Raw genomic sequence first — 23439 nt, 5'->3', positions numbered from 1 at the left:
GACAGTGAAGGATTTTGTTACTCACCATAGTGGGTCGCCAGGGCGATCACATCGTGAATGAGGTGCTTGTTGCGGATTTGAGGTAGCTGACGAGGATCTAGGCTGGTGGGCTTAACCGTCGCCATTCGGGTGCCGTCGGGAGAGATGAGCACCATGGAGGCGCTATGATCCACCTGATAATTTTCGCCTTCGCCCACCATGGTATAGACGAAGCCAAGTTCCCGGGTCAGCGGGAGCAACTGGCTATGGGGCGCCGTGATGGCAACGAAGTTGGGATTAAAGAAGTTGATGTAATCTTTGAGCCTTGCCTGGGTATCCCGTGCAGGGTCGACCGACAGAAACACCACCTGCAGATCCACCACACCTTCCAGCTGTTGATAGGCCGCCGCCAGTTTGCCAAGCGTGGTGGGGCACACATCCGGGCAGGAGGTATAGCCCACAAAGAACAGGCTCCACTTGTTCTTAAGCTGCTCGTTGGTAAAGGCCTTGCCGTTCTGATCGGTTAGCTCGAAGGGGGACAAGGGGCGCTGCTGGGGATAGCGATAGCTGGTGAGCAACTCGGGCGGCGTGGGCTTAGCTGTGTAGTTAACCGCCGCGATCGCCCCCAGGCCGCTGAAGATGAGTAAGGTAATGATGACCAGTATTGGCTTCATCGTTAGCTCCAGAGATAGTGGTCGACCAAGAGCAGCAAGAAGAGCAGCATCAGGTGGTAGATGGAGAAGCGAAACACCTGCATCGCCAGTCCCAGTTGGTCTCTATACTTGAGCTGCCAGGCCTTATAGATAAAGCCGCAGCTTAACAGGGTAGACCCCACCAGATAGAGGGGACCGCACATGCCAACGAGCACAGGGTATAGACAGGCCAGCGCCAGTAAAACCGTGTAGAGCAGGATGCAGGTCTTGGTAAATTCGACGCCGTGAGTCACTGGCAGCATGGGCACATCGACCTTGGCATACTCGGCGCGTCTGTGGATCGCGAGCGCCCAGAAATGGGGCGGCGTCCAGGCGAAGATGATGATCACTAACAGCAGGGCATGGCCGTGAAACTCGCCGGTTATCGCCGTCCAACCCAGCAGCGGTGGCATGGCTCCGGCCAGGCCGCCGACGACGATATTCTGTGGCGTGGCACGCTTGAGATAGGCGGTATAGATCACCGCGTAGCCTATGAGGCTGGCGAAGGTGAGCCAGGCGGTGAGCGGGTTGACGGCCCAGTAGAGCAGCATAAAGCCGAGAATCGCCATCCCGGTCGCAAAGGTCAACGCCTTGGTGATGGAGACGCGCCCCTTGGGGAGCGGACGATTATAGGTTCGGGCCATCAGGCCGTCGATGCGGCGGTCGATCAGATGGTTATAGGCCGCAGCCGCCCCCGCCATCATGCCTATGCCAATTAGACCGGCGATTAAGGGTTGAACCGGTACGGCGCCAGGTACCGCCAGGCACATGCCGACCAATACGGTCAACAGCATCAGGGCGACTACCCTTGGCTTGGTCATCTCCAGATAGGCGCGCCAGGGGAGAGGGGTAACGGCATGCTTGGTGATTGTCATAGGTTTGGCCATGGCGATGCCTCCTTATGCCTTACGCCACAGGGCGTAGTTGATGAAAACCAGGGTGAGTAATAAGAGTGCGGCGCCCGCGTTATGGGATACGGCAACTCCCAAGGGGAGGTGCAGCACAACATTGCTGATGCCAAGTGCTATCTGTAGGCACAACAAGCCTAGTAGCACCCAGGCACTGCGTCTGAGTAGCTGAGAGTGAGACAGTTTGATCATGCGGTAGATCAGCCAAAGCAGGGCTGTCGCCGTAATGATGGCACCGAATCTGTGCGCCACATGGATAGTCATGCGGGAGGAGTAGTCGAGTATGCCAAACTCATAGCTGCCTTCCGTCTTATGTAGGGGGTAAAAGGCATGCAGTGGGTCGAGATTGCTTACCCAGTCCCCTTCGCAGATGGGCAGTGTGGTGCAGGCCAGCGCCGCATAGTTAGATGAGGTCCAGCCGCCCAGGATGATCTGCAGCACGAGTAAGCCGAGGCAGAAGAGGGCGTAGGGGGCGAGTTTTCTCAGCCTGGGTTCGCCGCCGGGTAGTCGCAGTGGCTTGGTTCTGAGGTAGAGCAGCCATAGCAGGGAGATCAGGGTGAAACCGCCGATCAGGTGCGACATCACCACCACGGGCATGAGTTTCATGGTGACCGTCCACATCCCCAGCGCCGCCTGGAACAGGATCAATAGGGCGATAAAGCTGGGGAGCTTCTTAGGGGCGTCGGGCTGCCTGAAACTGATGAAGAGGATGAAGGCGACCAGTAGGCCTAAGGTGCCGGCAATATACCTGTGGATCATCTCCAGCCAGGCTTTCTCTGGTTCTACCGTATGTTCGGGAAAGCTGTCCTGGGCCTTGGCCAGTTCATGGCTCTGGGTGGGCACCTTGATCATGCCGTAGCAGCCCGGCCAGTCGGGACAGCCTAGGCCGGCGTCCGAGAGTCGGGTGTAGGCCCCCATTAAGATCACGCACAGGGTAAAGACTAAGGTGAGTTTCAGTACCGATGTCATCTGCATTAGCCGACCCTCGACAGTTTAAGCATCTTTCTTAAGTCGGCGATCAACGCTTTGCCGAGCATCAGCTGGGCCTGTTCATCTTCAACCTGGGGGTAGCGCATCACCAGCGAACCCAGCGGATCCACTATGATGATCTCCTCCCGGGTCAGCATCTGGCTGACCGCCTCGGTGGCCTGGGCCGTGGTGAAGTCGAACTCACTCTCCTGCAGCGCCATGAGATCGCTGTCAGCTTGCAATAATATAATGGGATTGACCCTGTGCTGGTCTCGCCCCAGGGCGATCTGGCTCTGATGCAGTATGTAGAGTCGGTTCATACAGGCCTGATCGCATTGTGCCGGAAGCAGGTAGATCATCTGCCAGTGTTTGGGCATGGGATTGGTCATGGCCAGGCGGGCATAGTTGGTGTCGGGCGGCAGAAGCTCCCCCTTGTTGGTGGCGCCGCCATGATAGAGGTTCAGACTCAGCACCAGTTTTGCTACCGCCACGGGCAAGACAAAGACCAGCAGTAAGATAATTAGGGGTTTTGCGCCTCGGCTCTTTGGGGATCTCATCTTAATCCTCTGGTTGATTATTTTATGGGTTAGCACGCGCCAGACACCGAAAAATATCAACTCCCCGAGACGGCTAGGAAGTGACCATTTACCTGGGTAGGCACCGTCTTTATCAAGGTGCCTATTGATTAACCTACAGGGTCAGATGTCTTTACGCAACAAGTTACGACACTCATTCGTTTTCACTGGATTTCTTATTTTTCCCTTAAATATCAGAAGGTAAGTCATGAGTATTAGAAAGACAGTCGCCATGGAGAACCACTGCAGGGCATAGCCCTGGTGTTTCTGTGCACTCATGGGGATCGGCTGCCAGGGATGTGGCAGTGCGCCGCCCGGTATCGCCTCGGGTTGCAGTATGGCGGGGGCCAACGGCATGCCTAGCTGCTGAGATAGCTCGGTCAGGTTAAGGTTTTGAATTCGCATGGGAGCGCCCACTTCGGCCAGTAGATGTCGGCTCAAGGGGTTACTAGCCCTCTGATAGACACGCCCGCTTAATGTCACCGTCTGACTTATTCGGGTTATTTGGGGTAACTTTTGTCTGTCTAGGCCACTGTCGATGAAGCCGAGTTCGATCATTAGTAAAGGCGCATCGGCTTCGACACGCATCACCTGATAGGCCAGATAGCCGACGCGACCCTCGTAGACCTGGTTATCCAGCAGTATGGCGGGGGCGTCTATAGGCGTCGCGGTGACCTCCAATCGGTATCCGGTGAGGGATTCGTGCTCGGCTAGGCTAAGTAGTTGCCGATAATCCAGCGGCGTGGCGGCCTGCTTGAGTTCGAGCGCCTGTTGCAGTGCCTGCTTCTCGGCGGCTCTGCCTTGCTGCCACAGCCCCAACTTGACCAAGATGGTGAATACCAGCAAAGTAACTAAAACGAGAAAAATCGTGCCGCCGCGAATTGTGGGAGCCTTCATGAGCGAAATATTGCTGTTTAAAGTCGTTTTAGTACTGCTGTTGGTCTTCATTATCTTTAATCTTGGCCGGGCCCTATTTGTCTTGGTGAAGGGAGAAAGTAAGGCGCCCATGAGTCAGTATCTGGGGCGGCGCGTGCTTTTCTCTGTGCTGGTGGTGCTCTTGCTGTTGATAGCCCTGGGACTTGGGGTGATCACCCCAAATCCCAGACCCTATTAATAGGCGATCACTAGCCTCCTTAGAGGACATAGACGAATACGAACAGGCATAGCCAGACCACATCCACAAAGTGCCAATACCAACTGCCCGCCTGGAAGGCGAAATGCTTATCAGGCGTGAAATGCCCCTTTAATACCCGCAAGAAGAGCACGAACAGGAAGATGGTTCCCAGGGTCACGTGCATGCCGTGAAATCCAGTGAGCAGGAAGAAGGTATTGCCATAGACGCCGGAGGAGAGGGTCAGCCCCATCTCCTGATAGGCGTGGGCATACTCTTTCGCCTGGAGGAAGAGGAAGGCGAGACCTAAGAGTATAGTGATCCCCAGCCAGAGGGTGAGCGCGGTGCGTTTACTCTTCTCCAGGCTCACGTGGGCGAAGTGCAGGGTGACCGACGAGGTCAGCAGTATGATGGTGTTGTAGAGGGGCAGGCCCGTCCATCCCATGGCTTCCGTCTTGGTGCCGTCCGGTGTGGTCACCAGGGGCCAAACCGCCTGGAAATTGGGCCAGAGTACCTCGTGAGTCATGGCATTGTTAGAGGCGCCGCCGAGCCAAGGCACGGCAATGGTGCGGGCATAGAGCAGGGCACCGAAGAAGGCGGCAAAGAACATCACCTCGGAGAAGATAAACCAGCTCATGCCCTGCCTGAAGGAGCGGTCCATCTGTTTGGAATAGAGGCCAGACATGGACTCGCCGATCACGGTCCTAAACCAGCCGAAGACCATGTAGAGGATAACGGCGATGCCTGCGGTGAGGATATAGCCACCACTGGTTTGTTCCGTCTGTAACTGCTGTACATAACTGCCGGCGCCATAGGCGATCAGGAAGAGGCCGAAGGCACCTATGATGGGCCAGGCACTCTGGGCGGGGACATAGTAATGTTCATGTTTGCTTGTCATTTCGCAGCTCCTTGCTCAACATCACCTACGTACCCCTTGTCGGTGATGTTGTATAGCGTATAAGAGAGGGTCAGTGTCGAGATCTGCTCGGGCAGCTCGGTATCGACGTAGAAGATCAAGGGTAATTGCGCATCGGCATTGGCTTCGAGTCTTTGCTGGTTAAAGCAGAAGCACTCCGTCTTGTGGAAGTAGGCCGCGCCCTGACCCGGAGAGACAGAGGGGATCGCCTGTCCGACAATCTGCTGCGCCGAGAGGTTCTTGGCGTGAAACTGAGTGCGGACCACCTCACCCGGATGCACCTGAATACGTTTCATCTCGGGGGCGAAGACCCAGGGCATATCTTTCTGAGTCTGAGCCATAAATTCGACCGTTACCGTACGGCTGGTGTCTATGGTCACCGCCTTATATTCGGCGGCGGTCGATTGCGTCTTACCATTGATGCCTAATTTTTCACATAGCACATCGTATAGGGGTACCAAGGCGAATCCGAAGCCAAACATGCCCACGCAACCTAGTAGCAATAGGCCGATCAGCTTACGGTTGGAGTACGCCTTAGTGTCCGTCATGCTATTTCACCTCGGGTGGTGTCGAGAATGAATGGTAGGGGGCCGGGCTCGGCAGGGTCCACTCCAGACCTTCGGCGCCATCCCACGGCTTGCTGGGTGCTGCCTCACCGCCGCGAATGCACTTGATCACCACCACCAGGAAGATCAGTTGCGACAGGCCGAAGGCGAAGCCGCCGATAGAGACAATTTGGTTAACATCGGCAAACTGAATCGAGTAGTCCGGAATACGTCTCGGCATGCCTGCCAGCCCCAGGAAGTGCATGGGGAAGAAGAGCACGTTCACCGAGATGACGGAGCACCAGAAATGCAGCTTGCCGAGCTTCTCGCTATACATGTGTCCCGTCCACTTAGGCAGCCAGTAATAAGCCGCCGCCATGATGGAGAAGATGGCGCCCGACACCAGTACATAGTGGAAGTGAGCCACGACGAAGTAGGTATCGTGGTACTGGAAATCCACCGGCGTGATGGCCAGCATCAGCCCGGAGAAGCCGCCTATGGTGAAGAGGATGATGAAGGCCAGCGAGAACAGCATGGGGGTCTCGAAGGTAAGTGAGCCGCGCCAGATGGTGGCGACCCAGTTGAATACCTTCACCCCGGTCGGTACGGCGATCAGCATGGTGCAGTACATGAAGAAGAGCTCGGCGAACACAGGCATCCCTGTGGTAAACATGTGGTGCGCCCAGACCAGGAACGAGAGGATCGCGATGCTGGCGGTGGCGTATACCATGGAGGAGTAGCCAAACAGTTTCTTGCGGCTGAAGGCGGGTACTATGGCCGAGATGATGCCGAAGGATGGCAAGATCATGATATAGACCTCGGGGTGGCCGAAGAACCAGAAGATATGCTGGAACATCACAGGATCACCACCGCCGGCGGCATCGAAGAAGCTGGTGCCGAAGAACTTGTCTGTCAGTACCATGGTGACCACACCGGCGAGCACTGGCATCACGGCGATCAGCAGGAAGGCGGTGATCAGCCAGGTCCAGACAAACAGTGGCAGCTTCATCCAAGTCATGCCGGGGGCGCGCATGTTGACTATGGTGACGATCACATTGATGGCGCCCATGATGGAGCTGATCCCCATGATGTGTACCGAGAAGACAAACAAGGCCGTACTGTCCGGGCTATAGGCCGTCGACAGCGGGGCATAGAAGGTCCAGCCAAAATTAGGGCCGCCACCTTCCATGAACAGCGAGCTAATCAGGATCGCAAAGGCGAAGGGCAAGATCCAGAAGCTCCAGTTGTTCATGCGGGGTAGGGCCATGTCTGGCGCCCCTATCATCATAGGGATCAGCCAGTTAGCCAGGCCGGTAAAGGCTGGCATCACGGCGCCAAATACCATGATCAGACCATGTACCGTGGTCATCTGGTTGAAGAAGTTAGGCTCCACCAGTTGCAGACCCGGTTGGAATAGCTCGGCACGGATCACCATGGCCATGGCGCCGCCGGTTAAGAACATGATGAAACTAAACCAGAGGTAGAGGGTACCGATATCTTTATGGTTGGTGGTAAACAGCCAACGTTTTATTCCCGTGGGATGCTCCTCATGGTGGGTCGAATGTTCGCCAATATGAGTGGCATCCATATCTGCTTCACGCGTTATTGCATTCATAATGCCTCCCTATTGACCTGCTTGATTGACGTCTGTTGCCTGAACCATATCGCCTGTGTTATTACCCCAGGCGTTGCGCTCAAAGGTGATCACCGCAGCGAGTTCCTGAGGCGTTAACTGGCTGGCAAAGGCCTGCATGGCGGTACCCGGCTTGCCGTGAAGCACTATGTCGATGTGGTTATCAACGGGCCCTGTGGCGATGGCACTGCCCTTGAGTGCCGGGAAGGCGCCCGGCAGACCCATGCCTGTGGCCTGGTGGCAGGCGGCGCAGTGGCCGAGGTAAACCTGCTCGCCCTTAGCCATCAGCTCATCCATGCTGAGGTCGTCTAAAACCACTGCTTTAGCGTCATCATTAGAGGAGGCCGGCTCGGTTGACTCGGTCGTTGTGGCTGCTGGTGGAGGTGTCGGTTGAGCCGTCTCGGCATTTGTACCGGCATCTGTGCCGCTTGGCGCACCTGAGCTTGCCTGGTTAACGTCGGCTGCCTGAACCATATCGCCGCTGTCGTTGCCCCAGGCATTACGCTCGTAGGTCACCACGGCGGCAATTTCTGTGGCGGTCAACTGCTGCGCGAAGGCCTGCATCGCCGTGCCAGATCGACCGTGTAGCACCACAGAGAGGTGATCGGCGACAGGGCCTTTGATGATTGGGCTGCCGATGAGCGAGGGGAATACACCCGGCAGGCCGGCGCCATTTGGCTGGTGGCAGGCGGCGCAGCGGGCCATATAGACCTGCTCACCCTGGGCCATCAGCTCATCTTTCGACAGGGTCTTAGACAGGGCGGCCTGAGCCTCGGCGGCGGCCGCATTGGCCTTGGCCTCCTGTTCTACAATCCAGTTATCGAAATCGGCTTCCGAGAGTACCTGCACCACGATGGGCATGAAACCATGGTCTTTGCCGCAGAGCTCGGCGCATTGCCCCCGATAGATGCCGGGCTTGTCGATACGGGTCCAGGCTTCGTTGATAAAGCCTGGGTTTGCATCTTTCTTTACCGCGAAGGCGGGGACCCACCAGGAGTGGATCACATCTTCTGAGGTCATCAGGAAACGGATCTTACGATTGACCGGTAGCACCAGCGGCTTGTCGACTTCCAGCAGGTAGTGTTCGCCTTTGTCCTCCTTGCCCTCTATCTGTTCTCTGGGAGTGGCGAGCAGGCTGTAGTAGCTAATGTCTTGATCGAAGTAGCTGTAGTGCCATTTCCATTGGGAGCCTGTGATCTTAATGGTGAGATCGGCATTGCTGGGATCTTCCATGGCGATCAGTGTCTTGGTGGCTGGGATGGCCATAAGGATCAAGATGACAAAAGGTACGATCGTCCAGGCGATTTCTACCTTAGTGCTCTCATGAAAGTTTGCCGCGACGGCACCCTTAGAACGCCTATGGTTGATGATGGAGTAGATCATCACGCCAAAGACGACCAGGCCTATGGCGCAACAGATATAGAGAATCGTCATATGCAGGCTAAACACCTTATTACTGATCTCTGTGACCCCTGATGTCATATTCAGGGGCATATCTGCTGCGAGTATGGTGGGCGTAAATAGCAACGCCAGCAAACAACACAACACTTGCTTCACTAGACTTCTCCTCTGTCAATTGCGAAGGCAACTACAAAGAAGAGCCACACAGTATGTCTCGGCTCTATGCAAACTCTTCAGTTCCCAAAAAAGCAACGATGACTTCAAAGTGCGTCGGTGGTGAAACTCTTGTTCTGTTGGTGGTGACCACGCTTGCACTTACGGCTGAATATATCAGACCAATTTCAGCTTCCGTGGGCGAGGTGTTACAGGATTATTTTCGCCGCTCAAGCCGACAACCAAATTGTGCGATATAACAAATAATCGTTGATATCTATTACTAACTTAATGGCTGTTTAAATATTGATCAAGATCACTTTTATTTTATTTTGCTAAACAAAACAGACACAAAAACGCCCCTTGCGGGGCGTCTGTATGGAAAGGTAGTGCGAGGATGATCAGTGTAGCGAGCTAAACAGATTCGAGGGCTGATCGCTGCGATCCTCTTGGGAAAACGGGCTGGCAGGTAAGTGACCGTTCGCATCTTCGATCACTACTCCTAACGCGCGGGTATTCTTGGCGACGATCTGTAGCCGACGACTATCACGGGCATCCAAGGTTTGCGCCCAGCAGATCACCGCACTGGATGTACCACTTGTGAGGGCTTTTTCCATCGCCCACAGAGTTTCGACCTCATCCTTGGTGTGCACAAGTAATATACGATCCATGCGAACACCGCCGTCGGCCAGCATCTGTTTGTAGCCTATGTTTGGTGGGCTGATCAGCACCACCCACTGCCCCTGCTGACTGAGTCTGGCCAGTTCAGGAGTGAGAGCCTGAAGTTCCTGTTTGCCCTGAGTCGAACTTGCCGTCGTCGAGATAGTGTTTCTATCGCCGCGCTTAAGCGAGCTGTCGAGATCGACCCACAGCCCTGGATGGCGTGGCGCCATGCCCATGAGGTTGTTCATTGCCAGTCTCCATTTCGAATAACGCCAACGGCCAGGCCTTCTATACTCAGGCTCTGAGTGGTGAGATCGACGACGATAGGGGAATATTCTTCGTTTTCTGCATGAAGGAACACAGTGCTGCCACGCTTCTCGAAACGCTTAACCGTGACATCGTCTTCCACACGGGCAACGATGATCTGACCGTTTCTGGCCTGTTCGACCTTATGTACCGCCAGCAGATCGCCTTCGAGAATGCCGATATCCTTCATACTGTCCCCCTTGACCCTCAGCAGGAAGTCGGCGCTGGGGCGGAACATGCTTGGGTCAACCTGATAGTGTTGCTCCACATGCTCCTGAGCCAGGATTGGCTCACCGGCGGCGACTTGGCCAATGAGAGGCAGACCGAGATCTTCAGGCTCTTCCTCTTGGGTCAGCTTAATGCCGCGTGAGGTGCCGGGCATGATCTCGATGCAACCTTTCTTGGCCAGCGCCTTGAGGTGTTCCTCGGCAGCATTGGCACTCTTAAAGCCTAAGCGACGCGCAATTTCCGCACGGGTAGGCGGCATGCCGGTGTCGGCAATATTGCGTTTAATCAGATCTAAAATCTCGGCTTGTCTCGGGGTTAAGGGTCTCATGATTAATCCTGTCTTTCCATACAGTACCTGTCAGTATATACAGTATTTTATACAGTGCAAGTATTAACCAGATTTTCTGCCAGTCGCATCAAGCGATTAACGCGTAAAGCGCAGGCGGCTAGTCTCGTTGAGCCTGTTCCAGGGAGACGAGTAGATGATGGTAATCGTCGATGGCCGGGAAGTCGGCAAACTGCTTGTGCGGCTTTTGGCTGTCGGGGTTCTTGATCCCTAGCTGATAGCCTACGCCGGCTTTTTGGGCCGCCAGTAGAATGGGCTCACTGTCGTCGATAAACAGGCAGCGGCTGGGATCCAGGGAAAACTCATTAAACAGGTGACGCCAGAACTCGGGATGCTCCTTGGGATAGCCGGTCGTGTGGCTGGAGAGCATCTCGTCTAACCCGTTAGCCAGCTCGGTATGTTTGAGCTTCAACGCCAGACTGTGGGGATGGGCGTTAGTGACTAAGATGCGCCGCTTGCCGTATTTGGCGAGCGTGCCGAGAAAGGGCATGCTGTCCTGACGCAGCTGGATCCTGTCGACCAGGGTGTGATGCAGCGCCAGAATGTCCAGGCCCAACTCCTGTTGCCAATATTCGAGGCAATACCACTCCAGGGTGCCGAAGACCTTGGCATAGGCGCTTTCTACCAGTTGCTGGGCCTCGGTCGGTGGAATTTGCCGCTGCTGACACAAGGCCTGAGGCACCAGGCTGAGCCAGAAGTGGTTGTCGAAATGCAGATCCAGCAGGGGACCGTCCATGTCTAACAATACGGTGTCTATCTTATTCCAGGGAAACATAAAGGTAGTAAAAAAATTCCTTGGTTTGAGTTGTGGATTAGGCCCATCATAGTAAGATTGAGTGGTTAAGCAAACGCCATTTTTCAGGAAGTTCAATGTCGGACAAAAAGCCGCAGATCCTACATGCCGAAGTTGTTGCCCAGAGCCGTCTGTTTCAGATAGAGCAGGTGCATTTAAAATTTTCGAATCAGGTTGAGCGTCAATATGAGCGCATGAAGGGTAATACCCGCGGCGCCGTGATGGTGGTGCCTGTGCATGGCGAGGAACTCCTGCTGGGACGCGAATATGCGGCAGGCACCCATAGTTACGAGCTGGGCTTTCCCAAAGGCTTGGTGGATCCAGGCGAGACCCATGCCCAGGCGGCCAACCGAGAGCTGCAGGAGGAGATCGGCTTTGGTGCCCGTAAGTTGACCCATCTGATGGAGCTGAGCCTAGCGCCGGGCTACTTTGCCAGCAAGATGCAGATCTTCGTTGCCGAGGATCTGTACGAGAGCCGATTGCAGGGTGACGAGCCCGAACCCATAGAGCTGGTGCGCTGGCCATTGAGCCAGTGGTCTGAGTTGTTATTAGAAGATGACTTTTCCGAATCTCGAAGCGTTAGCGCCTTGTTTTTGGCACAGAAACATCTAAAACTAAAGTAGTTAATCCGAATTATCATATTAGGCATTGCCAGATGTAGGCTGTTGGAGTTGTGATGAAGCCAGAAGAGTATGTTGAGCAGGCGATTTCGATTGCCATCGAGGCGGGAGAAGCCATTAAAGGGATCTACCTCGAGGGCAGTTTTGACAAAGAGGTGAAATCCGACAATACCCCGGTGACCTCTGCCGATATCGCGGCCCATAAGATCATCGCTTCCCAGCTTAACAGTCTCACCCCTGAGATCCCGGTTTTATCCGAAGAAGATGCCGATATCCCCTACGTCGAGCGCGCCGACTGGCAGCGCTACTGGTTAGTCGACCCCCTAGATGGCACAGGCGAGTTTATTGCCGGTAGCGGTGACTTCTCGGTGATCATCGCCCTAGTCGAGCACAATCGCCCTATCATGGGCGTGGTTTATGTGCCTATGACGGGCGTGGTCTATTACGCCATTGCGGGGCTGGGCGCCTATAAGCGCAGCAGCAAGGGCGAGGTGCGTATCGCCAGCAAACAGCTCACCACAGACGATGAGCCTTGTTTGCGCCTGGCGGTGAGTCGTCGTCAGGATCCCCAGTCAGTATTGAAGCTTTTCAATCATCCCAAACACTGCGAGCTAGTGGTGCTGGGCGGTGCGGCGCTTAAGAGCTGTCTGGTGGCGGAAGGCCGCGCCGACTGTTATGTGCGTATCGGTCCTACGGGTGAGTGGGATACGGGCGCGGCGCAGATCATTATCGAAGAGGCAGGCGGCCAGGTGATGGATCTCGAGCTACAGCCACTGAGTTATAACGAGCGTGAATCCTTGGAGAATCCCAACTTTATCGTCGTGGGATCGACCCACCTGCCATGGGACGAGCTGTTAACCCGTGAATAATCTCCCTCATATTTCTATCAAGGCGGCTGGTAAGCACCAGCTGCAGGCGCTCTATCGTCTGGAGCAGGGACTATTTGGTGCTCATGCCTATCCAGACTTCTTCTTTCGCCAGAGTTTCGACTGCTGGCCAAGCGGCCTGCGAGTCGCTTGTGACGAAAACGAATGTCTACTGGGCTACATACTGCTGGCCAGGAGCGAACGGGTAGACAGTGCCTGGATCCTCTCGGTCGCCGTCGATAGTGCTGCTCAGGGGCGAGGCATAGGCAGGCGTTTGATTGTAGAGTCCTTAAGCGCGCTACCCGCTAGCGTGACACAGGTGAAGCTCACCGTGGCGCCGGATAATCCTGCCAGGTACCTCTATGCCAGGTTAGGCTTTGTTGAGCAAGGGCTGGAGGCCGACTACTTCGGTCCAGACGAAGACAGAGTTCTCATGACACTCTGCCGATAAATTTCCCTCTTTATTCTGGTCGCCGAAAAATAATCTTATTATGAACGTTGTTTTTTATTTTGCTTGCTGGTAACTTGAACGCAAATTGACAGAGGGATGGGGCCGAGATGGCAAGACGTAAGGAACATACTCATGATGAGATTCGGGCGATGGCAATCGCCGCCGTGCTGCAGCATTTGGCGGTCGAGCCACTCGATAGCCTGAGCCTGCGCAAGGTGGCTCAAGTTGTCGGCTATGTGCCCAGCACCCTGGTGAATCTCTTCGGGAGCTATCAGGGTCTGCTGCTAGCCGTCGCCGAGTTGACGCTGGATCAGCTATACCAGCGCCTGGCTTCTAATGCACAAGTCTCTCAAGCCTATGACTCGAATCCACTCGAGGCAATGGCCAACGCCTACCAGCAATTTGCCTTCGAGCAGCCTAGAGCCTTTCAGCTGATCTTCGAGCTTAAGGCAACCGATGAGCTGGGGCTGAGCGAGCATCATGCCCGGCTTATTGCGCAGCTGTTTGCCTTGATAGAGTCTTGCCTGGGCGAGCTGTTGCCCGAGCTATCCGGTGAGCAACGATTACTGGCGAGCCGAGCCCTGTGGGGGGGCGTGCATGGCCTGGTGTGTCTGGCGCTGGACGATAAGCTCTTTGCTCCCGGGATAAGTATCGAGGAGGCCATTCGCCACCATATCGCGGTTCAACTTAAAGGATTGGGTTATCACAAGGAGGCGTTATGCTGTTAACCAAGCGGTTTTTTCCCTATTTTGCCACTCAGTGCCTGGGGGCACTCAACGATAATATCTACAAGAATGTGCTGCTTCTGATGGTGACCTATAGCCAGATAGAGGATCTGCCCATCAGCGTAAACCTGTTCGTTAACCTTGCCGCCGGCGTGTTTATCCTGCCTTTCTTCCTGTTTTCCGCCCACGCGGGAGTGGTGGCCGACAACATGGATAAGGCCAAATTGATCAGACGCTTAAAACAGCTGGAACTGGTGATCATGTCCTGCGCGGCCATGGCGATTCTGAGCCAGAGTTATATGGTGATGTTAGTGCTGCTCTTCTTAACCGGCAGTCAGTCCGCCTATTTCGGGCCGGTAAAATATTCGCTCCTGCCTCAGGCCTTAGCGGAAGATGAGCTGGTGACGGGCAATGCCTGGGTAGAGATGGGCACCTTCTTATCGATCCTGATAGGCACACTCAGCGCCGGGCTTCTGGTGGCCAGCGACAAGGGCATTATCGCTACCGCAGCGACCGTGTTTGTACTGGCCGTTGCCGGCTACCTGGCCAGCCGGGCGATTCCAGCCATGCCGCCTCAAGGCGCGATCACTAAGATTCGTTTCGCGCCCTTGTCGGGAACCTGGCGCAGCATAGCTAAGGTCAGAAAAACCCCGAGTATCTGGATGGCGATCCTGGCGATCAGCTGGTTCTGGTTTCTTGGGGCGACCTATCTGACCCAGTTTCCCAACTTTGCCAAGCTGCACCTGCATGCCGATGCGACCGTGGTGTCGCTCTTGTTGGCCCTGTTCTCTATCGGTATCGCGGTGGGCTCCTTCCTGTGTGAGCGTTTCTCTTTTGGACACGTCGAACTGGGTCTATTGCCCTTCGGTGTGGCCGGGCTCACCCTGTTTGGTGTGGATCTATTGTGGTCACTCCCCGAGTTGCCGGCCCAGGCCGAGACCGTCTATAGCTTTAGTCGCTTCATCGCCGAGTCGCAGCATTACCGGGTGATGTTTGCCCTGTTTATGGTGGGGGTGAGCGGTGGTCTGTTTATCGTGCCTCTGTATGCCTTCATTCAGTCGCGCGCCAATAGGGGCGAGTGTGCTCAGGCAATCGCCGCAAATAACATAATGAATGCCCTGTTCATGGTGGTCTCGGCTGCGCTGTCTATTCTGCTGTTGGAGGGCCTAGGTTGGGCCATCACAGATCTCTTCTTATTGTTGGCGCTGCTCAATGCCGTGGTTGCCCTGTATGTCTATAGTCAGGTGCCTGAGTTTACCCAGAGATTTGTCAGCTATCTGCTGAGCCATATTTTGTATCGCGTCACCGTGACCGGCCGCGACAAACTCCCCAGCGAGGGCGCCGGCATCATAGTGTGCAATCACGTCAGCTATGTGGACGCGCTGATCATCATGGGCGCCTCGACCCGTCCGATCCGTTTCGTGATGGATAAGTCTATCAGCGAGATGCCACTGCTTAAATATCTGTTTCGCCACGCGGGAGTGATCCCCATCTGTTCCCCGCGTCAGTGTGAGGCAACCTATAATCAGGCGTTTGAGGCTATTCATCAGGCGCTGGCCAATGGAGACTTGGTGTGTATCTTCCCCGAGGGGCGCCTGACCCCTAACGGTGAGCTGGGCGAATTCCGCCCCGGCATCGACAAGATCCTCGCCCGCGATCCTGTCCCAGTGATCCCCATGGCGCTCAGTGGTCTCTGGGGCTCCTACTTCAGTCATAAGGATGGTCATGCCCTGAGCACCAGACCCAAACGCTTCTGGTCTAAGATATCGGTTGATCTCGATGATGTGGTGTCGGGTACCGAGGCTAACCGCCATCTGCTGCGCGAGCGGGTCGAGGCCATGCTGCCCTCATCCTAGCGGCTTGCCGTTTTTGCTAGAAAAAGCCAGGCATGATGCCTGGCTTTATGTTTTCGGTGGTTTAACTTTATAAGGTTTTAGTGTGCTAGGGCCTGTTGACCTTTTGATAACAAATTTTGTTCTAATTGAGCACGTTCAAATCGCGGCATGAGGCTTGTAGTATAGTTATTCTATATAAAAACCGAGTAACAAAGAGTTGAACGTGCTCAAGACGAATCCTGCGGGCAGCGTCTGTATCATTTTTCTACTGCGTTATCGCTCATTGATGTAGCACACCACATTACAATCGCTCTGCCTTGTATAAAAGCGATACAGAATGCTGCAAAAATGAACGCGAAAGATAAACAGGCCCTAGCGAACGGCGTATTCATCCAACCATTGATGCATGGCCTTATGGTCGCCCTGGAAGATCACCCGCTCGGCTTTCTTGGCTATCTGATACTGATACATGGGATCGTAATATTTGCTCAGTAGCAATTCGATCCACTCAAGGTGCGCCTGGGTATCGCCACACTGTAGCTGCACCGCTAATGCGTCTCTTATCAGCTGTTGCAGCTCGTCGTGTTGTTTACCGCCGAGGCGTTTCTTGATACCTGAGATGCTGTTTGCCAGATACTCACTAAATGCGTCGAATCCGGCCTCTTCGCCCAGACGCTCGATATAGCCCTTGTGCATCTTGTGGACATATTCGTCCAGCAGGCGTGTCAGCCTGGCCTCGAGCGGCTCCTCAAGGATGATGACACTGGCGGTCTGCATCCCCATGTAGAAAGCCTTGGGTAGCGCAGAGCGTCCAATGAGATAGCTCTCATCTTCTAGCAGCAGATCCCGCGCGGCGCTCTGGTGGTGTTTCAACAGGGCGACCCCTAAGCTATTTTCGAAGTTGATCTGCGTCGGCTGCGCCTCATGGTAGCGACCGAAACTCGAGCCCCTATGATGGGCGAGCCCTTCGAGATCGACCGCCTCTTGCCGCTGCAGCAGAAAGTCTGTCTTACCGCTGCCGGTTATGCCGCTGAGGATCAACATAGGTTTCACCTCTGGCGCCCTGTCTATGGTGTCGATAAGGAACTGACGCATCGCCTTATAGCCGCCTTGAATGTAGGGCACGGCTCTGCCAGCCTCGGCTAGCCACTGTTGAGTCAGCTGAGAGCGCAGTCCGCCACGAAAGCAATAGAGATAGGCTTCGGGATGGGCGTCGAGATAGGCGAGCCAGGCATCGACCCGCTGCTGTTTGACCTCGCCACATACCAGAGAATGGCCGAGGGCGATGGCGGCGTCCTGGCCTCGCTCCTTATAACAGGTCCCCACTTGTTGCCTTTCATCATCTTGCATCAGGGGACGATTGCTACTGGCGGGAAAGGCGCCCTTGGTAAATTCTATGGGAGCGCGTACATCCATGATGGGATGGTCAGATGCCAGGATGCGAGCATATTCACTCGCGGGGATAATCTTGTCGTTTAGATGGCCCATTAGATCAGTTCCACCAGTGGCTGCGACTCGGTTTGAGGCACTAGCTCACCAATACACTGTGTGGGCAGCCCCTGTTTTTCTAGCAGAGCAAGCAGTTCGGCCTCATGGCTGTTTGATACGGCAATCAGCAAGCCGCCGCTGGTTTGCGGGTCGCACAATAGGGCTTTCTGCTCGTCGTTCACCTGGGGCAGATGCTCGCCATAGCTGTCGTAGTTGCGATGGGTGCCACCTGGAATGCAGCCAAGCTTGAGGTAGTCCATTGCCTTAGGCAGCATGGGTAGGGCGCTCAGATCGACCCTGGCCGCCAGCGTTGCGCCTTGGCACATCTCGATGAGGTGGCCTGCCAAGCCAAAGCCTGTCACATCTGTCATGGCGTTAACGCCTGGGATCTTGGCAATGGTGGCGCCTATCTTGTTCAGCTGACACATGGCGTCAGGGGCAATATTGATATCTTGCTCGGCAAGCTTCTTCTGCTTCTGCGCCGTTGTGAGTATGCCGATACCTAGCGGCTTGGTCAGATAGAGTCTGTCACCCGCCTTGGCCGTGTCGTTCTGTTTGAGTTCGTTTAAGGGGATCTGGCCTGTTACCGCGAGGCCGAAGATAGGCTCTGGCGCATCGATACTGTGGCCGCCAGCCAACATGATCCCCGCATCTTTACAGGCCTGACGTCCGCCATCGACCACCTGCTGGGCGATTTCCGCTGGCAAGACATTGACCGGCCAGCCAAGAATGGCGATGGCCATCATGGGCGTGCCACCCATGGCGTAGATATCGCTGATGGCATTGGTCGCCGCGATTCGCCCGAAGGTAAAGGGATCATCCACTATCGGCATGAAGAAGTCTGTGGTGCTGATGATGCCAGTCTCATCGTTGAGGCGATAGACGGCGGCATCGTCACGAGTCTGATTGCCTACCAGAATGTTTGGATCGTCAAAGCTGGGTAGCTGAGAGGCCAGTATGGTGCCTAGTACCTTAGGTGAAATCTTGCAACCACAGCCAGCACCGTGGCTGTATTCGGTGAGTTTAATCTTTTCTACTGACATAACCGCAAACTATCTCTGGATAAAATGGAGAGCCGCTCATGATAGACCCATAGGTGCGGCACTTCAATCGCCTAACTTAGATATGAATGGCGGGAGGCCGCTATCATTCCTGTTTATTTCAGAGTGAAAAAAGGCCACCCCTTGGGATGGCCTCTTCGAGAATGGGTTAGGCAAAGCCTGTGGTGAGTGACTTCCACTGTTTCTGGCGCGTTAGTAGCTCCTGTTTCAGGTGCTCTACCTGTTGCATCAGCTGATGTGTGGTCAGCTGTTTGCGCTTGGCTTCCAGTAGCTCCTTATGCGCCTGATAGTAATCGGCAATATGCGTCTTGAGCAGCTCATATTCCGCCTGAATTTTTTCCAGGATCTCTTCGTGGTTGGCAAGCTGTGTGGCCTTGTGTTGCGCCTTTTTCAACTGCATCTGTAGCTTGGCACTCTCGATGCGCTCCTGGGGGGTGACCCTGAGGTTGTTGGCCAGTCCGGTCCAGGCCATGGCGTTGATCAACCATTTGGTAGGATCGTAATGCCACCATTGGATGCCGTTGCGATAATCGTTTTCGAAGATGTGGTGGAAGTTGTGGTAACCCTCGCCATAGGTAAACAGCGCTAACACGCCGTTGTCTCGTGCCGTGTTCTTATCTGTGTATGGCTGGCTGCCCCAGATATGCGCGAGCGAGTTGATGAAGAAGGTGCAGTGATGCACGACGACCAGGCGTAGCAGACCCGCCATGAGCAACATGGCCCACACATCGCCGTTGAGCCAGCCCAATAGTGCTGGCAGGCCAATATTCATGATGAGGAGTAGCGGCAGGTAATATTTGTGCTGCCACATCACAATTTTCTCATTTTGCAGATCACGGACGTTCTTATAATCGTGATAACGCTGCGCCTGATACTCTCTAAGCATCCAGCCGATATGGCTGTACCAGAAACCCATGTTAGCCGAATAGGGGTCCTTGTCGTTGTTATCCACATGCTTGTGGTGGATGCGGTGATCCGACGACCAATGCAGGGCGCTGTTTTGCAGTGCTAAGGCACCGCCCAAGGCAAAAAGAAAACGTACCGACCAGTGCGCCTTATAGGTGCGATGGGACCAGAGCCTGTGGTATCCGGCGGTTATCGACAAACCGCTGGCGAAGGCGAGCCCGACAAAGGCAACCCATTCTGCCATGCCATAGCCATAGGTGATGCCGTACCAAGGTACGAGAATGACAGCACCTAAGAAGGTGATGGCAAAGAGGAGAATATTGGTCCAGATGAGGGGAGGTTTTTTCATTATAATGTCCAGATTCTTTTTTACTTGAGCGTACATCTGTACGCCAATTCTACCGACTTAATAGGGCAGGTCAAGGCGGGCTGCGTTTTTGCCTTAAAGAAGGTATGATTGCCAGATTGAGTTTTATCTAGTGGATTCATCATGATGGGTATCAGAGCACAGCAGAAAGAAAAAACGCGTCGCGCCTTGGTCGATGCGGCATTTAATCAATTAAGTGCCGAACGCAGCTTTTCTAGCCTGAGTCTGCGGGAAGTGGCACGCGAGGCCAACATAGCGCCAACTTCTTTCTATCGTCATTTTAAAGATATGAATGAGCTGGGGCTCACTATGGTGGATGAGGGGGGTCTGACCCTAAGACAGATGATGCGCAAGGGCCGCCAGCGTGCCGAGGCCGGTGGTAGCGTGATTCGCATCTCAGTCGATACCTTTATGGAGGTATTGGAGTCTAATCCCAACGTTTTTCGTATCCTGCTGCATGAACGCTCGGGCACCTCGGCACCGTTTCGCGCGGCAGTGGCCAGAGAGATAGAACACTTCATCTCAGAGTTAGCTCACTACACAGAGGCCACCACCAAGCGAACCCCCGAGCTGGCCAGGGCTCAGGCGGAGGCCTTAGTGACCTTAGTATTTAACGCCGGGGCGGCAGCGCTGGACATGAAGCGGGTCGATCGTAAGATCTTGGCCGATCGTCTGGTGATTCAGCTGCGCATGGTGGCTAAGGGCGCCGAATGCCTGCAGCAGAAGATGGAACATCGCTAGCGTTAAAAAAGGGGCCAGTTGGCCCCTTTTTTGATGCTCGTTTTAGATTAACGGCGTTCTAGCAACACGCCTGACTCCATATGATCTGTGTACGGGAACTGATCGAACAGCGCGAAGCGGGTGATCTTGTGGGTCTTGTCCAGCACCTTGAGGTTATCCAGCAGGGTGTTGGGGTTACAAGAGATATAGAGGATCCGCTCATAGCCCTGCACCATAGACAGGGTATTGTCATCTAGGCCGGCTCGCGGTGGGTCGACAAATATGGTGTTGCAATCATAGCTGTCCAAATCCACGCCTTCTAAACGTCTGAAGCTGCGCTTCTTGGCGAGGGCATCGGTAAAGTCTTCCGCCGACATGCGGATGATCTGTAGGTTTTCAATCTGGTTCGCCTCGATATTGTACTGGGCCGAGTCGACTGATGGCTTGGCCAGCTCGGTAGCCAATACCCGGTTGAAGTTCTGCGCCAGGGCAATAGAGAAGTTACCGTTGCCGCAGTAGAGCTCCAATAGATCACCACTGCTATTACGTGTGATATCTATGGCCCACTCCAACATCTTGATCGCTACCTCACCATTGGGCTGGGTAAAGCTGTTCTCAACTTGCTTATAGATAAGCTCCTTGCCATTGACCGGCAGGGATTCGATGACGAAGTCGCGATCCATCACCAGCTTCTGCTTACGGGCGCGGCCTATGATGTTCACCTTGAACTTAGCCGATAATGCTTGCTTAAGCGCCTCGGCTTCCTGCTGCCATTGGGCATCGAGCTGCTTGTGGTAAAGCAGTGAAACTAAGATCTCACCGCTGAGGGTTGAGAGAAAGTCCACTTGGAACAGCTTGTGACGCAGGACCTGATTGGGGCGCAAGGCCGCCATCAGCTCGGGCATCATGTCGTTGATCAGTTGGCTCGCCGGTAAGAATTGGTCGCAACGAACCTTCTGGTTCAGCGCCTTATCAAACATGTAATAGTAGAGATCTTCACCCTCATGCCAGACACGGAACTCGGCGCGCATGCGGTAATGGGCCTTCTGTGAGGCAAACACTTCCAGCTCGGGTGTCTCGAAGTCGGCAAATAGCTGCGCTAGTTTCTGACGTTTCACATCGAGCTGCGCGTCGTATTGCTGAGGATCCATTGCTTCTAGATTCATTTCTTAACACCGTTGCTGTCTATGGGGGCGCAAATAGTATACTACTTGTCGTTGATGTCTAGGGGGTGGCTAACATTGTAGCGGACTTTCCCGGGCGATTAACCCGCCTGAAAAGCCAATTGTGAGCGCAATGGCTTTAGCTTTAACCGGGAATGTGAAAAAATCCCTGCTTCTATGTACCAGCCTTTTTAGTGATAGGAGAGCCAATTTGTCAGCAAATATACTCGTGTTCGATTCTGGGGTAGGAGGACTGTCGATATTGGCGGCAGTGCGAGAACAGCTTCCCAGTGCGAATTACTGTTATCTGTTTGACAATGCCAGGCTGCCCTATGGCGAACTCGATGAACAGGAGCTGATACAGGGTTGTGTCACCTTAATCAGTCAAGCGGTTGCCCAATGCCAGGCCGATATCATGGTGGTGGCCTGTAATAGCGCCAGTACGCTTATCCTGCCTGCACTAAGAAGCTGCCTGACCATTCCTGTGGTAGGGGTGGTGCCGGCCATCAAACCCGCGGCGGCCCTATCGCACAAGAAACATCTGGGGTTGCTGGCGACCCCAGGGACAGTCAATCGCCAATATACTCAAGATCTGATCGATCAGTTTGCCAGTAATTGTCGTGTAGACAGATTTGGCTCCTCTGAGTTGGTCTATCTGGCAGAGGATAAGATGGCTCAGAAGCCGGTCGATCGCGAGGCGCTGCATCGTATCCTGGAGCCGATAAAGGCGTCTGGACTGGATACCTTAGTCTTGGGATGTACTCACTTTCCGATTTTGAGAGAAGAGCTGCAGCGTGAGTTGGGAGAGTCTGTGCATCTACTAGATTCATCCAACGCTATCGCGGCTAGAGTGGTGAGTCTGCTTGATGCTGATAATAGCGGAGAGAGAGGTAAGAGCCGGGCGCTGTTCACGACGAACACGATTTCCGAGGGGTTAAGTAAGACCTTAGCTGCCTGGGGATTCAGTTCGGCTACCGCCTTTAACGATAGCCTGATGAAAACCGGCAGCTAAGCTCTGGTGCCGCTAAAGATAAAGCTAATGTCAGATAAGCTGGATTAAATTAGCTGGCCTGTGCTGCTTCGTTTTTATCTGTGTCTTGAGACTTGGCTTCACGAACCTTGAGCGTACGCTCCTGGAATTCGAATTCGTTCAGCTTGGCCATCGCTTTCTTAGCGCCCGCTTCAGACATCTCAATAAAGCCAAAACCTTTACGACGTCCAGTCTTGCGATCGCGAACCAATCTCACTGAGCTAACAGGGCCATATTTGCCAAATAATTCTTTCACTTCACCTTCATGTACACGGTAAGGCAGATTGCCTACATAGAGTGTCATGGTTGGTCCAGTGTAAGTATCACCGCCGGTAGCGTTAGCGGCAGATGGCTGAAGTGTGAAAATAACACTCGCAATAATAGCACCAGTAAAAAATGCGATCGCTGAATAAAGCTCTGGTGTGAACTGAGATATTGCCAATGCGCCTAGGATGGCGACAATCAAAACAATAAGAAATGGCTTTTGCATATAATAGGTTCTCTGAGGAATTGATAATTAACTGTTAACAGCTCGTATATGGTAATGAATTATTAGCAATTACACTAGCATATTGATGAAAAAACGAACTTTAGCGGCCTTTGATATTGCATGATCCCGATTGGTTCTGTGTGATTTCCCCTCATTTTGTTTCTTAATTCAGCGAAGCGATTAAAAGATCGACTTGCGATCGCCGATCGTTGAAAAAGCCCTTGCGCCCAAATCAGAACTGCCTATAATGCGCATCCACTGACACGGCAAAGCAGATAACGCAGCGTCGAAACACTTGGTAGCTAAGGCGATAGGGTGGTCAGTCACTGAAAAGTGAAGCCTCAAAAAGTTTGCAAAAACTGCTTGACGCGAACAAGGGATTGCGTAGAATACGCAGCCCTAGCCACTCGGAACTACCGAGATGTGCAAATGCTCTTTAACAATTTATCAAGTAATCTGTGTGGACACTCACAGGTATTGAGTTAATCGAAAACGATTT

Annotated in this window: 25 protein-coding genes; 8 read left to right on the top strand and 17 right to left on the bottom strand. The window is 54.0% G+C overall.

Features of this window, described 5'->3' with window-relative positions; all coding sequences use genetic code 11:
* Positions 1–17: 17 nt before the first annotated feature.
* The 5 genes from L1D47_RS03795 to L1D47_RS03775 all read right to left on the bottom strand — a co-directional run bounded on the left by L1D47_RS03795 (position 18) and on the right by L1D47_RS03775 (position 4020).
* Positions 18–653, bottom strand: a complete 636-nt coding sequence (locus tag L1D47_RS03795) for an SCO family protein (RefSeq protein ID WP_239882630.1) — start codon at positions 651–653, stop codon at positions 18–20.
* Between the two features lie 2 nt (positions 654–655).
* On the bottom strand, positions 656–1558 hold the full coding sequence (cyoE, locus tag L1D47_RS03790; protein WP_239882629.1) for a heme o synthase: 903 nt from the start codon (positions 1556–1558) through the stop codon (positions 656–658).
* A gap of 12 nt (positions 1559–1570) precedes the next feature.
* Positions 1571–2554 (bottom strand): COX15/CtaA family protein, encoded by a 984-nt coding sequence (locus L1D47_RS03785; RefSeq protein ID WP_239882628.1) that lies wholly within the window; start codon positions 2552–2554, stop codon positions 1571–1573.
* A complete protein-coding gene (locus tag L1D47_RS03780; protein ID WP_239882627.1) occupies positions 2554–3105 on the bottom strand; it encodes a hypothetical protein in 552 nt (183 codons plus the stop codon). The genes L1D47_RS03785 and L1D47_RS03780 overlap by 1 nt, the downstream gene beginning before the upstream one ends.
* 141 nt (positions 3106–3246) lie before the next feature.
* The gene (locus tag L1D47_RS03775; protein ID WP_239882626.1) at positions 3247–4020 is read right to left on the bottom strand and encodes an SURF1 family protein; all 774 of its coding nucleotides are present in this window, start codon (positions 4018–4020) and stop codon (positions 3247–3249) included.
* Between L1D47_RS03775 and L1D47_RS03770 the strand changes: the two genes are divergently transcribed.
* Entirely contained in the window at positions 4019–4237 is a 219-nt protein-coding gene (locus L1D47_RS03770; protein ID WP_041509701.1) for a DUF2909 family protein, read from the top strand. The two genes, L1D47_RS03775 and L1D47_RS03770, sit on opposite strands and share 2 nt — an antisense overlap.
* 19 nt (positions 4238–4256) lie before the next feature.
* On the opposite strand, the gene L1D47_RS03765 is transcribed toward L1D47_RS03770, so the two are convergent.
* From L1D47_RS03765 to yrfG, 7 genes are all read right to left on the bottom strand, one after another.
* Entirely contained in the window at positions 4257–5132 is an 876-nt protein-coding gene (locus L1D47_RS03765; protein ID WP_239882625.1) for a cytochrome c oxidase subunit 3, read from the bottom strand.
* Positions 5129–5698 (bottom strand): cytochrome c oxidase assembly protein, encoded by a 570-nt coding sequence (locus L1D47_RS03760; RefSeq protein ID WP_041509703.1) that lies wholly within the window; start codon positions 5696–5698, stop codon positions 5129–5131. Before L1D47_RS03760 ends, L1D47_RS03765 begins: the two co-directional genes overlap by 4 nt.
* A gap of 1 nt (position 5699) precedes the next feature.
* Positions 5700–7283 carry a cytochrome c oxidase subunit I gene (gene ctaD / locus L1D47_RS03755; protein ID WP_041509704.1) on the bottom strand — a complete coding sequence of 528 codons (1584 nt, stop codon included), beginning with the start codon at positions 7281–7283 and terminating at the stop codon, positions 5700–5702.
* A 36-nt stretch (positions 7284–7319) separates the two neighbouring features.
* Positions 7320–8885, bottom strand: coding sequence for a cytochrome c oxidase subunit II (coxB, locus tag L1D47_RS03750; RefSeq protein ID WP_239882624.1), 1566 nt, complete (start codon positions 8883–8885; stop codon positions 7320–7322).
* 398 nt (positions 8886–9283) lie between these two features.
* On the bottom strand, positions 9284–9793 hold the full coding sequence (locus L1D47_RS03745) for a SulA-like leucine-rich domain-containing protein (protein ID WP_239882623.1): 510 nt from the start codon (positions 9791–9793) through the stop codon (positions 9284–9286).
* The gene (lexA, locus tag L1D47_RS03740; RefSeq protein WP_041509707.1) at positions 9790–10407 is read right to left on the bottom strand and encodes a transcriptional repressor LexA; all 618 of its coding nucleotides are present in this window, start codon (positions 10405–10407) and stop codon (positions 9790–9792) included. The genes L1D47_RS03745 and lexA overlap by 4 nt, the downstream gene beginning before the upstream one ends.
* Positions 10408–10525: 118 nt before the next feature.
* Positions 10526–11200, bottom strand: a complete 675-nt coding sequence (gene yrfG / locus L1D47_RS03735; protein WP_239882622.1) for a GMP/IMP nucleotidase — start codon at positions 11198–11200, stop codon at positions 10526–10528.
* A 95-nt stretch (positions 11201–11295) separates the two neighbouring features.
* On the opposite strand from yrfG, the gene nudE reads away from it, so the two are divergent.
* The 5 genes from nudE to L1D47_RS03710 all read left to right on the top strand — a co-directional run bounded on the left by nudE (position 11296) and on the right by L1D47_RS03710 (position 15736).
* On the top strand, positions 11296–11841 hold the full coding sequence (gene nudE, locus L1D47_RS03730; protein WP_041509709.1) for an ADP compounds hydrolase NudE: 546 nt from the start codon (positions 11296–11298) through the stop codon (positions 11839–11841).
* Between the two features lie 53 nt (positions 11842–11894).
* Positions 11895–12707 carry a 3'(2'),5'-bisphosphate nucleotidase CysQ gene (gene cysQ / locus L1D47_RS03725; RefSeq protein ID WP_041509710.1) on the top strand — a complete coding sequence of 271 codons (813 nt, stop codon included), beginning with the start codon at positions 11895–11897 and terminating at the stop codon, positions 12705–12707.
* A complete protein-coding gene (locus L1D47_RS03720) occupies positions 12700–13155 on the top strand; it encodes a GNAT family N-acetyltransferase (protein ID WP_239882621.1) in 456 nt (151 codons plus the stop codon). The genes cysQ and L1D47_RS03720 overlap by 8 nt, the downstream gene beginning before the upstream one ends.
* 107 nt (positions 13156–13262) lie before the next feature.
* Positions 13263–13883, top strand: coding sequence for a TetR-like C-terminal domain-containing protein (locus tag L1D47_RS03715; protein WP_239882620.1), 621 nt, complete (start codon positions 13263–13265; stop codon positions 13881–13883).
* Entirely contained in the window at positions 13874–15736 is a 1863-nt protein-coding gene (locus L1D47_RS03710) for an MFS transporter (protein ID WP_239882619.1), read from the top strand. Before L1D47_RS03715 ends, L1D47_RS03710 begins: the two co-directional genes overlap by 10 nt.
* A 351-nt stretch (positions 15737–16087) precedes the next feature.
* Here the strand turns inward: L1D47_RS03710 and mnmH are convergent, their stop codons facing one another.
* The 3 genes from mnmH to L1D47_RS03695 form a co-directional block, all read right to left on the bottom strand.
* Positions 16088–17203, bottom strand: a complete 1116-nt coding sequence (gene mnmH, locus L1D47_RS03705) for a tRNA 2-selenouridine(34) synthase MnmH (protein ID WP_239882618.1) — start codon at positions 17201–17203, stop codon at positions 16088–16090.
* The gene (gene selD / locus L1D47_RS03700) at positions 17203–18246 is read right to left on the bottom strand and encodes a selenide, water dikinase SelD (protein WP_239882617.1); all 1044 of its coding nucleotides are present in this window, start codon (positions 18244–18246) and stop codon (positions 17203–17205) included. Before selD ends, mnmH begins: the two co-directional genes overlap by 1 nt.
* 166 nt (positions 18247–18412) lie before the next feature.
* Positions 18413–19519, bottom strand: coding sequence for a fatty acid desaturase (locus tag L1D47_RS03695; RefSeq protein WP_239882616.1), 1107 nt, complete (start codon positions 19517–19519; stop codon positions 18413–18415).
* A gap of 144 nt (positions 19520–19663) precedes the next feature.
* On the opposite strand from L1D47_RS03695, the gene fabR reads away from it, so the two are divergent.
* Positions 19664–20278 (top strand): HTH-type transcriptional repressor FabR, encoded by a 615-nt coding sequence (fabR, locus tag L1D47_RS03690; RefSeq protein WP_041509741.1) that lies wholly within the window; start codon positions 19664–19666, stop codon positions 20276–20278.
* 47 nt (positions 20279–20325) lie between these two features.
* Here fabR and trmA read toward each other — a convergent pair whose 3' ends face one another.
* Complete coding sequence (gene trmA, locus L1D47_RS03685) at positions 20326–21423, bottom strand: tRNA (uridine(54)-C5)-methyltransferase TrmA (protein ID WP_041509717.1); 1098 nt, start codon at positions 21421–21423, stop codon at positions 20326–20328.
* Positions 21424–21631: 208 nt separating this feature from the next.
* Here trmA and murI point away from each other — a divergent pair, with 208 nt between their 5' ends.
* A complete protein-coding gene (gene murI, locus L1D47_RS03680; RefSeq protein ID WP_239882615.1) occupies positions 21632–22432 on the top strand; it encodes a glutamate racemase in 801 nt (266 codons plus the stop codon).
* A 49-nt stretch (positions 22433–22481) separates the two neighbouring features.
* On the opposite strand, the gene L1D47_RS03675 is transcribed toward murI, so the two are convergent.
* Positions 22482–22940, bottom strand: a complete 459-nt coding sequence (locus tag L1D47_RS03675; RefSeq protein WP_239882614.1) for an RNA-binding protein — start codon at positions 22938–22940, stop codon at positions 22482–22484.
* Between the last annotated feature and the right edge of the window lie 499 nt (positions 22941–23439).

It is taken from the genome of Shewanella sp. Isolate7, from assembly GCF_022398425.1.
In the GTDB taxonomy this organism is placed as follows: Bacteria; Pseudomonadota; Gammaproteobacteria; order Enterobacterales; family Shewanellaceae; genus Shewanella.
Note: the sequence above shows the minus strand (reverse complement) of the source record. Positions and strands in the feature narration are given on the sequence as shown.

Excerpts from the sequence above, each read along its gene's own strand:
- L1D47_RS03795 (WP_239882630.1), bottom strand. The coding sequence starts at position 653 with ATGAAGCCAATACTGGTCATCATTACCTTACTCATCTTCAGCGGCCTG.
- cyoE (WP_239882629.1), bottom strand. The coding sequence starts at position 1,558 with ATGGCCAAACCTATGACAATCACCAAGCATGCCGTTACCCCTCTCCCC.
- L1D47_RS03785 (WP_239882628.1), bottom strand. The coding sequence starts at position 2,554 with ATGCAGATGACATCGGTACTGAAACTCACCTTAGTCTTTACCCTGTGC.
- L1D47_RS03780 (WP_239882627.1), bottom strand. The coding sequence starts at position 3,105 with ATGAGATCCCCAAAGAGCCGAGGCGCAAAACCCCTAATTATCTTACTG.
- L1D47_RS03770 (WP_041509701.1), top strand. The coding sequence starts at position 4,019 with ATGAGCGAAATATTGCTGTTTAAAGTCGTTTTAGTACTGCTGTTGGTC.
- L1D47_RS03775 (WP_239882626.1), bottom strand. The coding sequence starts at position 4,020 with ATGAAGGCTCCCACAATTCGCGGCGGCACGATTTTTCTCGTTTTAGTT.
- L1D47_RS03765 (WP_239882625.1), bottom strand. The coding sequence starts at position 5,132 with ATGACAAGCAAACATGAACATTACTATGTCCCCGCCCAGAGTGCCTGG.
- L1D47_RS03760 (WP_041509703.1), bottom strand. The coding sequence starts at position 5,698 with ATGACGGACACTAAGGCGTACTCCAACCGTAAGCTGATCGGCCTATTG.
- ctaD (WP_041509704.1), bottom strand. The coding sequence starts at position 7,283 with ATGGATGCCACTCATATTGGCGAACATTCGACCCACCATGAGGAGCAT.
- L1D47_RS03745 (WP_239882623.1), bottom strand. The coding sequence starts at position 9,793 with ATGAACAACCTCATGGGCATGGCGCCACGCCATCCAGGGCTGTGGGTC.
- lexA (WP_041509707.1), bottom strand. The coding sequence starts at position 10,407 with ATGAGACCCTTAACCCCGAGACAAGCCGAGATTTTAGATCTGATTAAA.
- yrfG (WP_239882622.1), bottom strand. The coding sequence starts at position 11,200 with ATGTTTCCCTGGAATAAGATAGACACCGTATTGTTAGACATGGACGGT.
- nudE (WP_041509709.1), top strand. The coding sequence starts at position 11,296 with ATGTCGGACAAAAAGCCGCAGATCCTACATGCCGAAGTTGTTGCCCAG.
- cysQ (WP_041509710.1), top strand. The coding sequence starts at position 11,895 with ATGAAGCCAGAAGAGTATGTTGAGCAGGCGATTTCGATTGCCATCGAG.
- L1D47_RS03715 (WP_239882620.1), top strand. The coding sequence starts at position 13,263 with ATGGCAAGACGTAAGGAACATACTCATGATGAGATTCGGGCGATGGCA.
- L1D47_RS03710 (WP_239882619.1), top strand. The coding sequence starts at position 13,874 with ATGCTGTTAACCAAGCGGTTTTTTCCCTATTTTGCCACTCAGTGCCTG.
- mnmH (WP_239882618.1), bottom strand. The coding sequence starts at position 17,203 with ATGGGCCATCTAAACGACAAGATTATCCCCGCGAGTGAATATGCTCGC.
- selD (WP_239882617.1), bottom strand. The coding sequence starts at position 18,246 with ATGTCAGTAGAAAAGATTAAACTCACCGAATACAGCCACGGTGCTGGC.
- L1D47_RS03695 (WP_239882616.1), bottom strand. The coding sequence starts at position 19,519 with ATGAAAAAACCTCCCCTCATCTGGACCAATATTCTCCTCTTTGCCATC.
- fabR (WP_041509741.1), top strand. The coding sequence starts at position 19,664 with ATGGGTATCAGAGCACAGCAGAAAGAAAAAACGCGTCGCGCCTTGGTC.
- trmA (WP_041509717.1), bottom strand. The coding sequence starts at position 21,423 with ATGAATCTAGAAGCAATGGATCCTCAGCAATACGACGCGCAGCTCGAT.
- L1D47_RS03675 (WP_239882614.1), bottom strand. The coding sequence starts at position 22,940 with ATGCAAAAGCCATTTCTTATTGTTTTGATTGTCGCCATCCTAGGCGCA.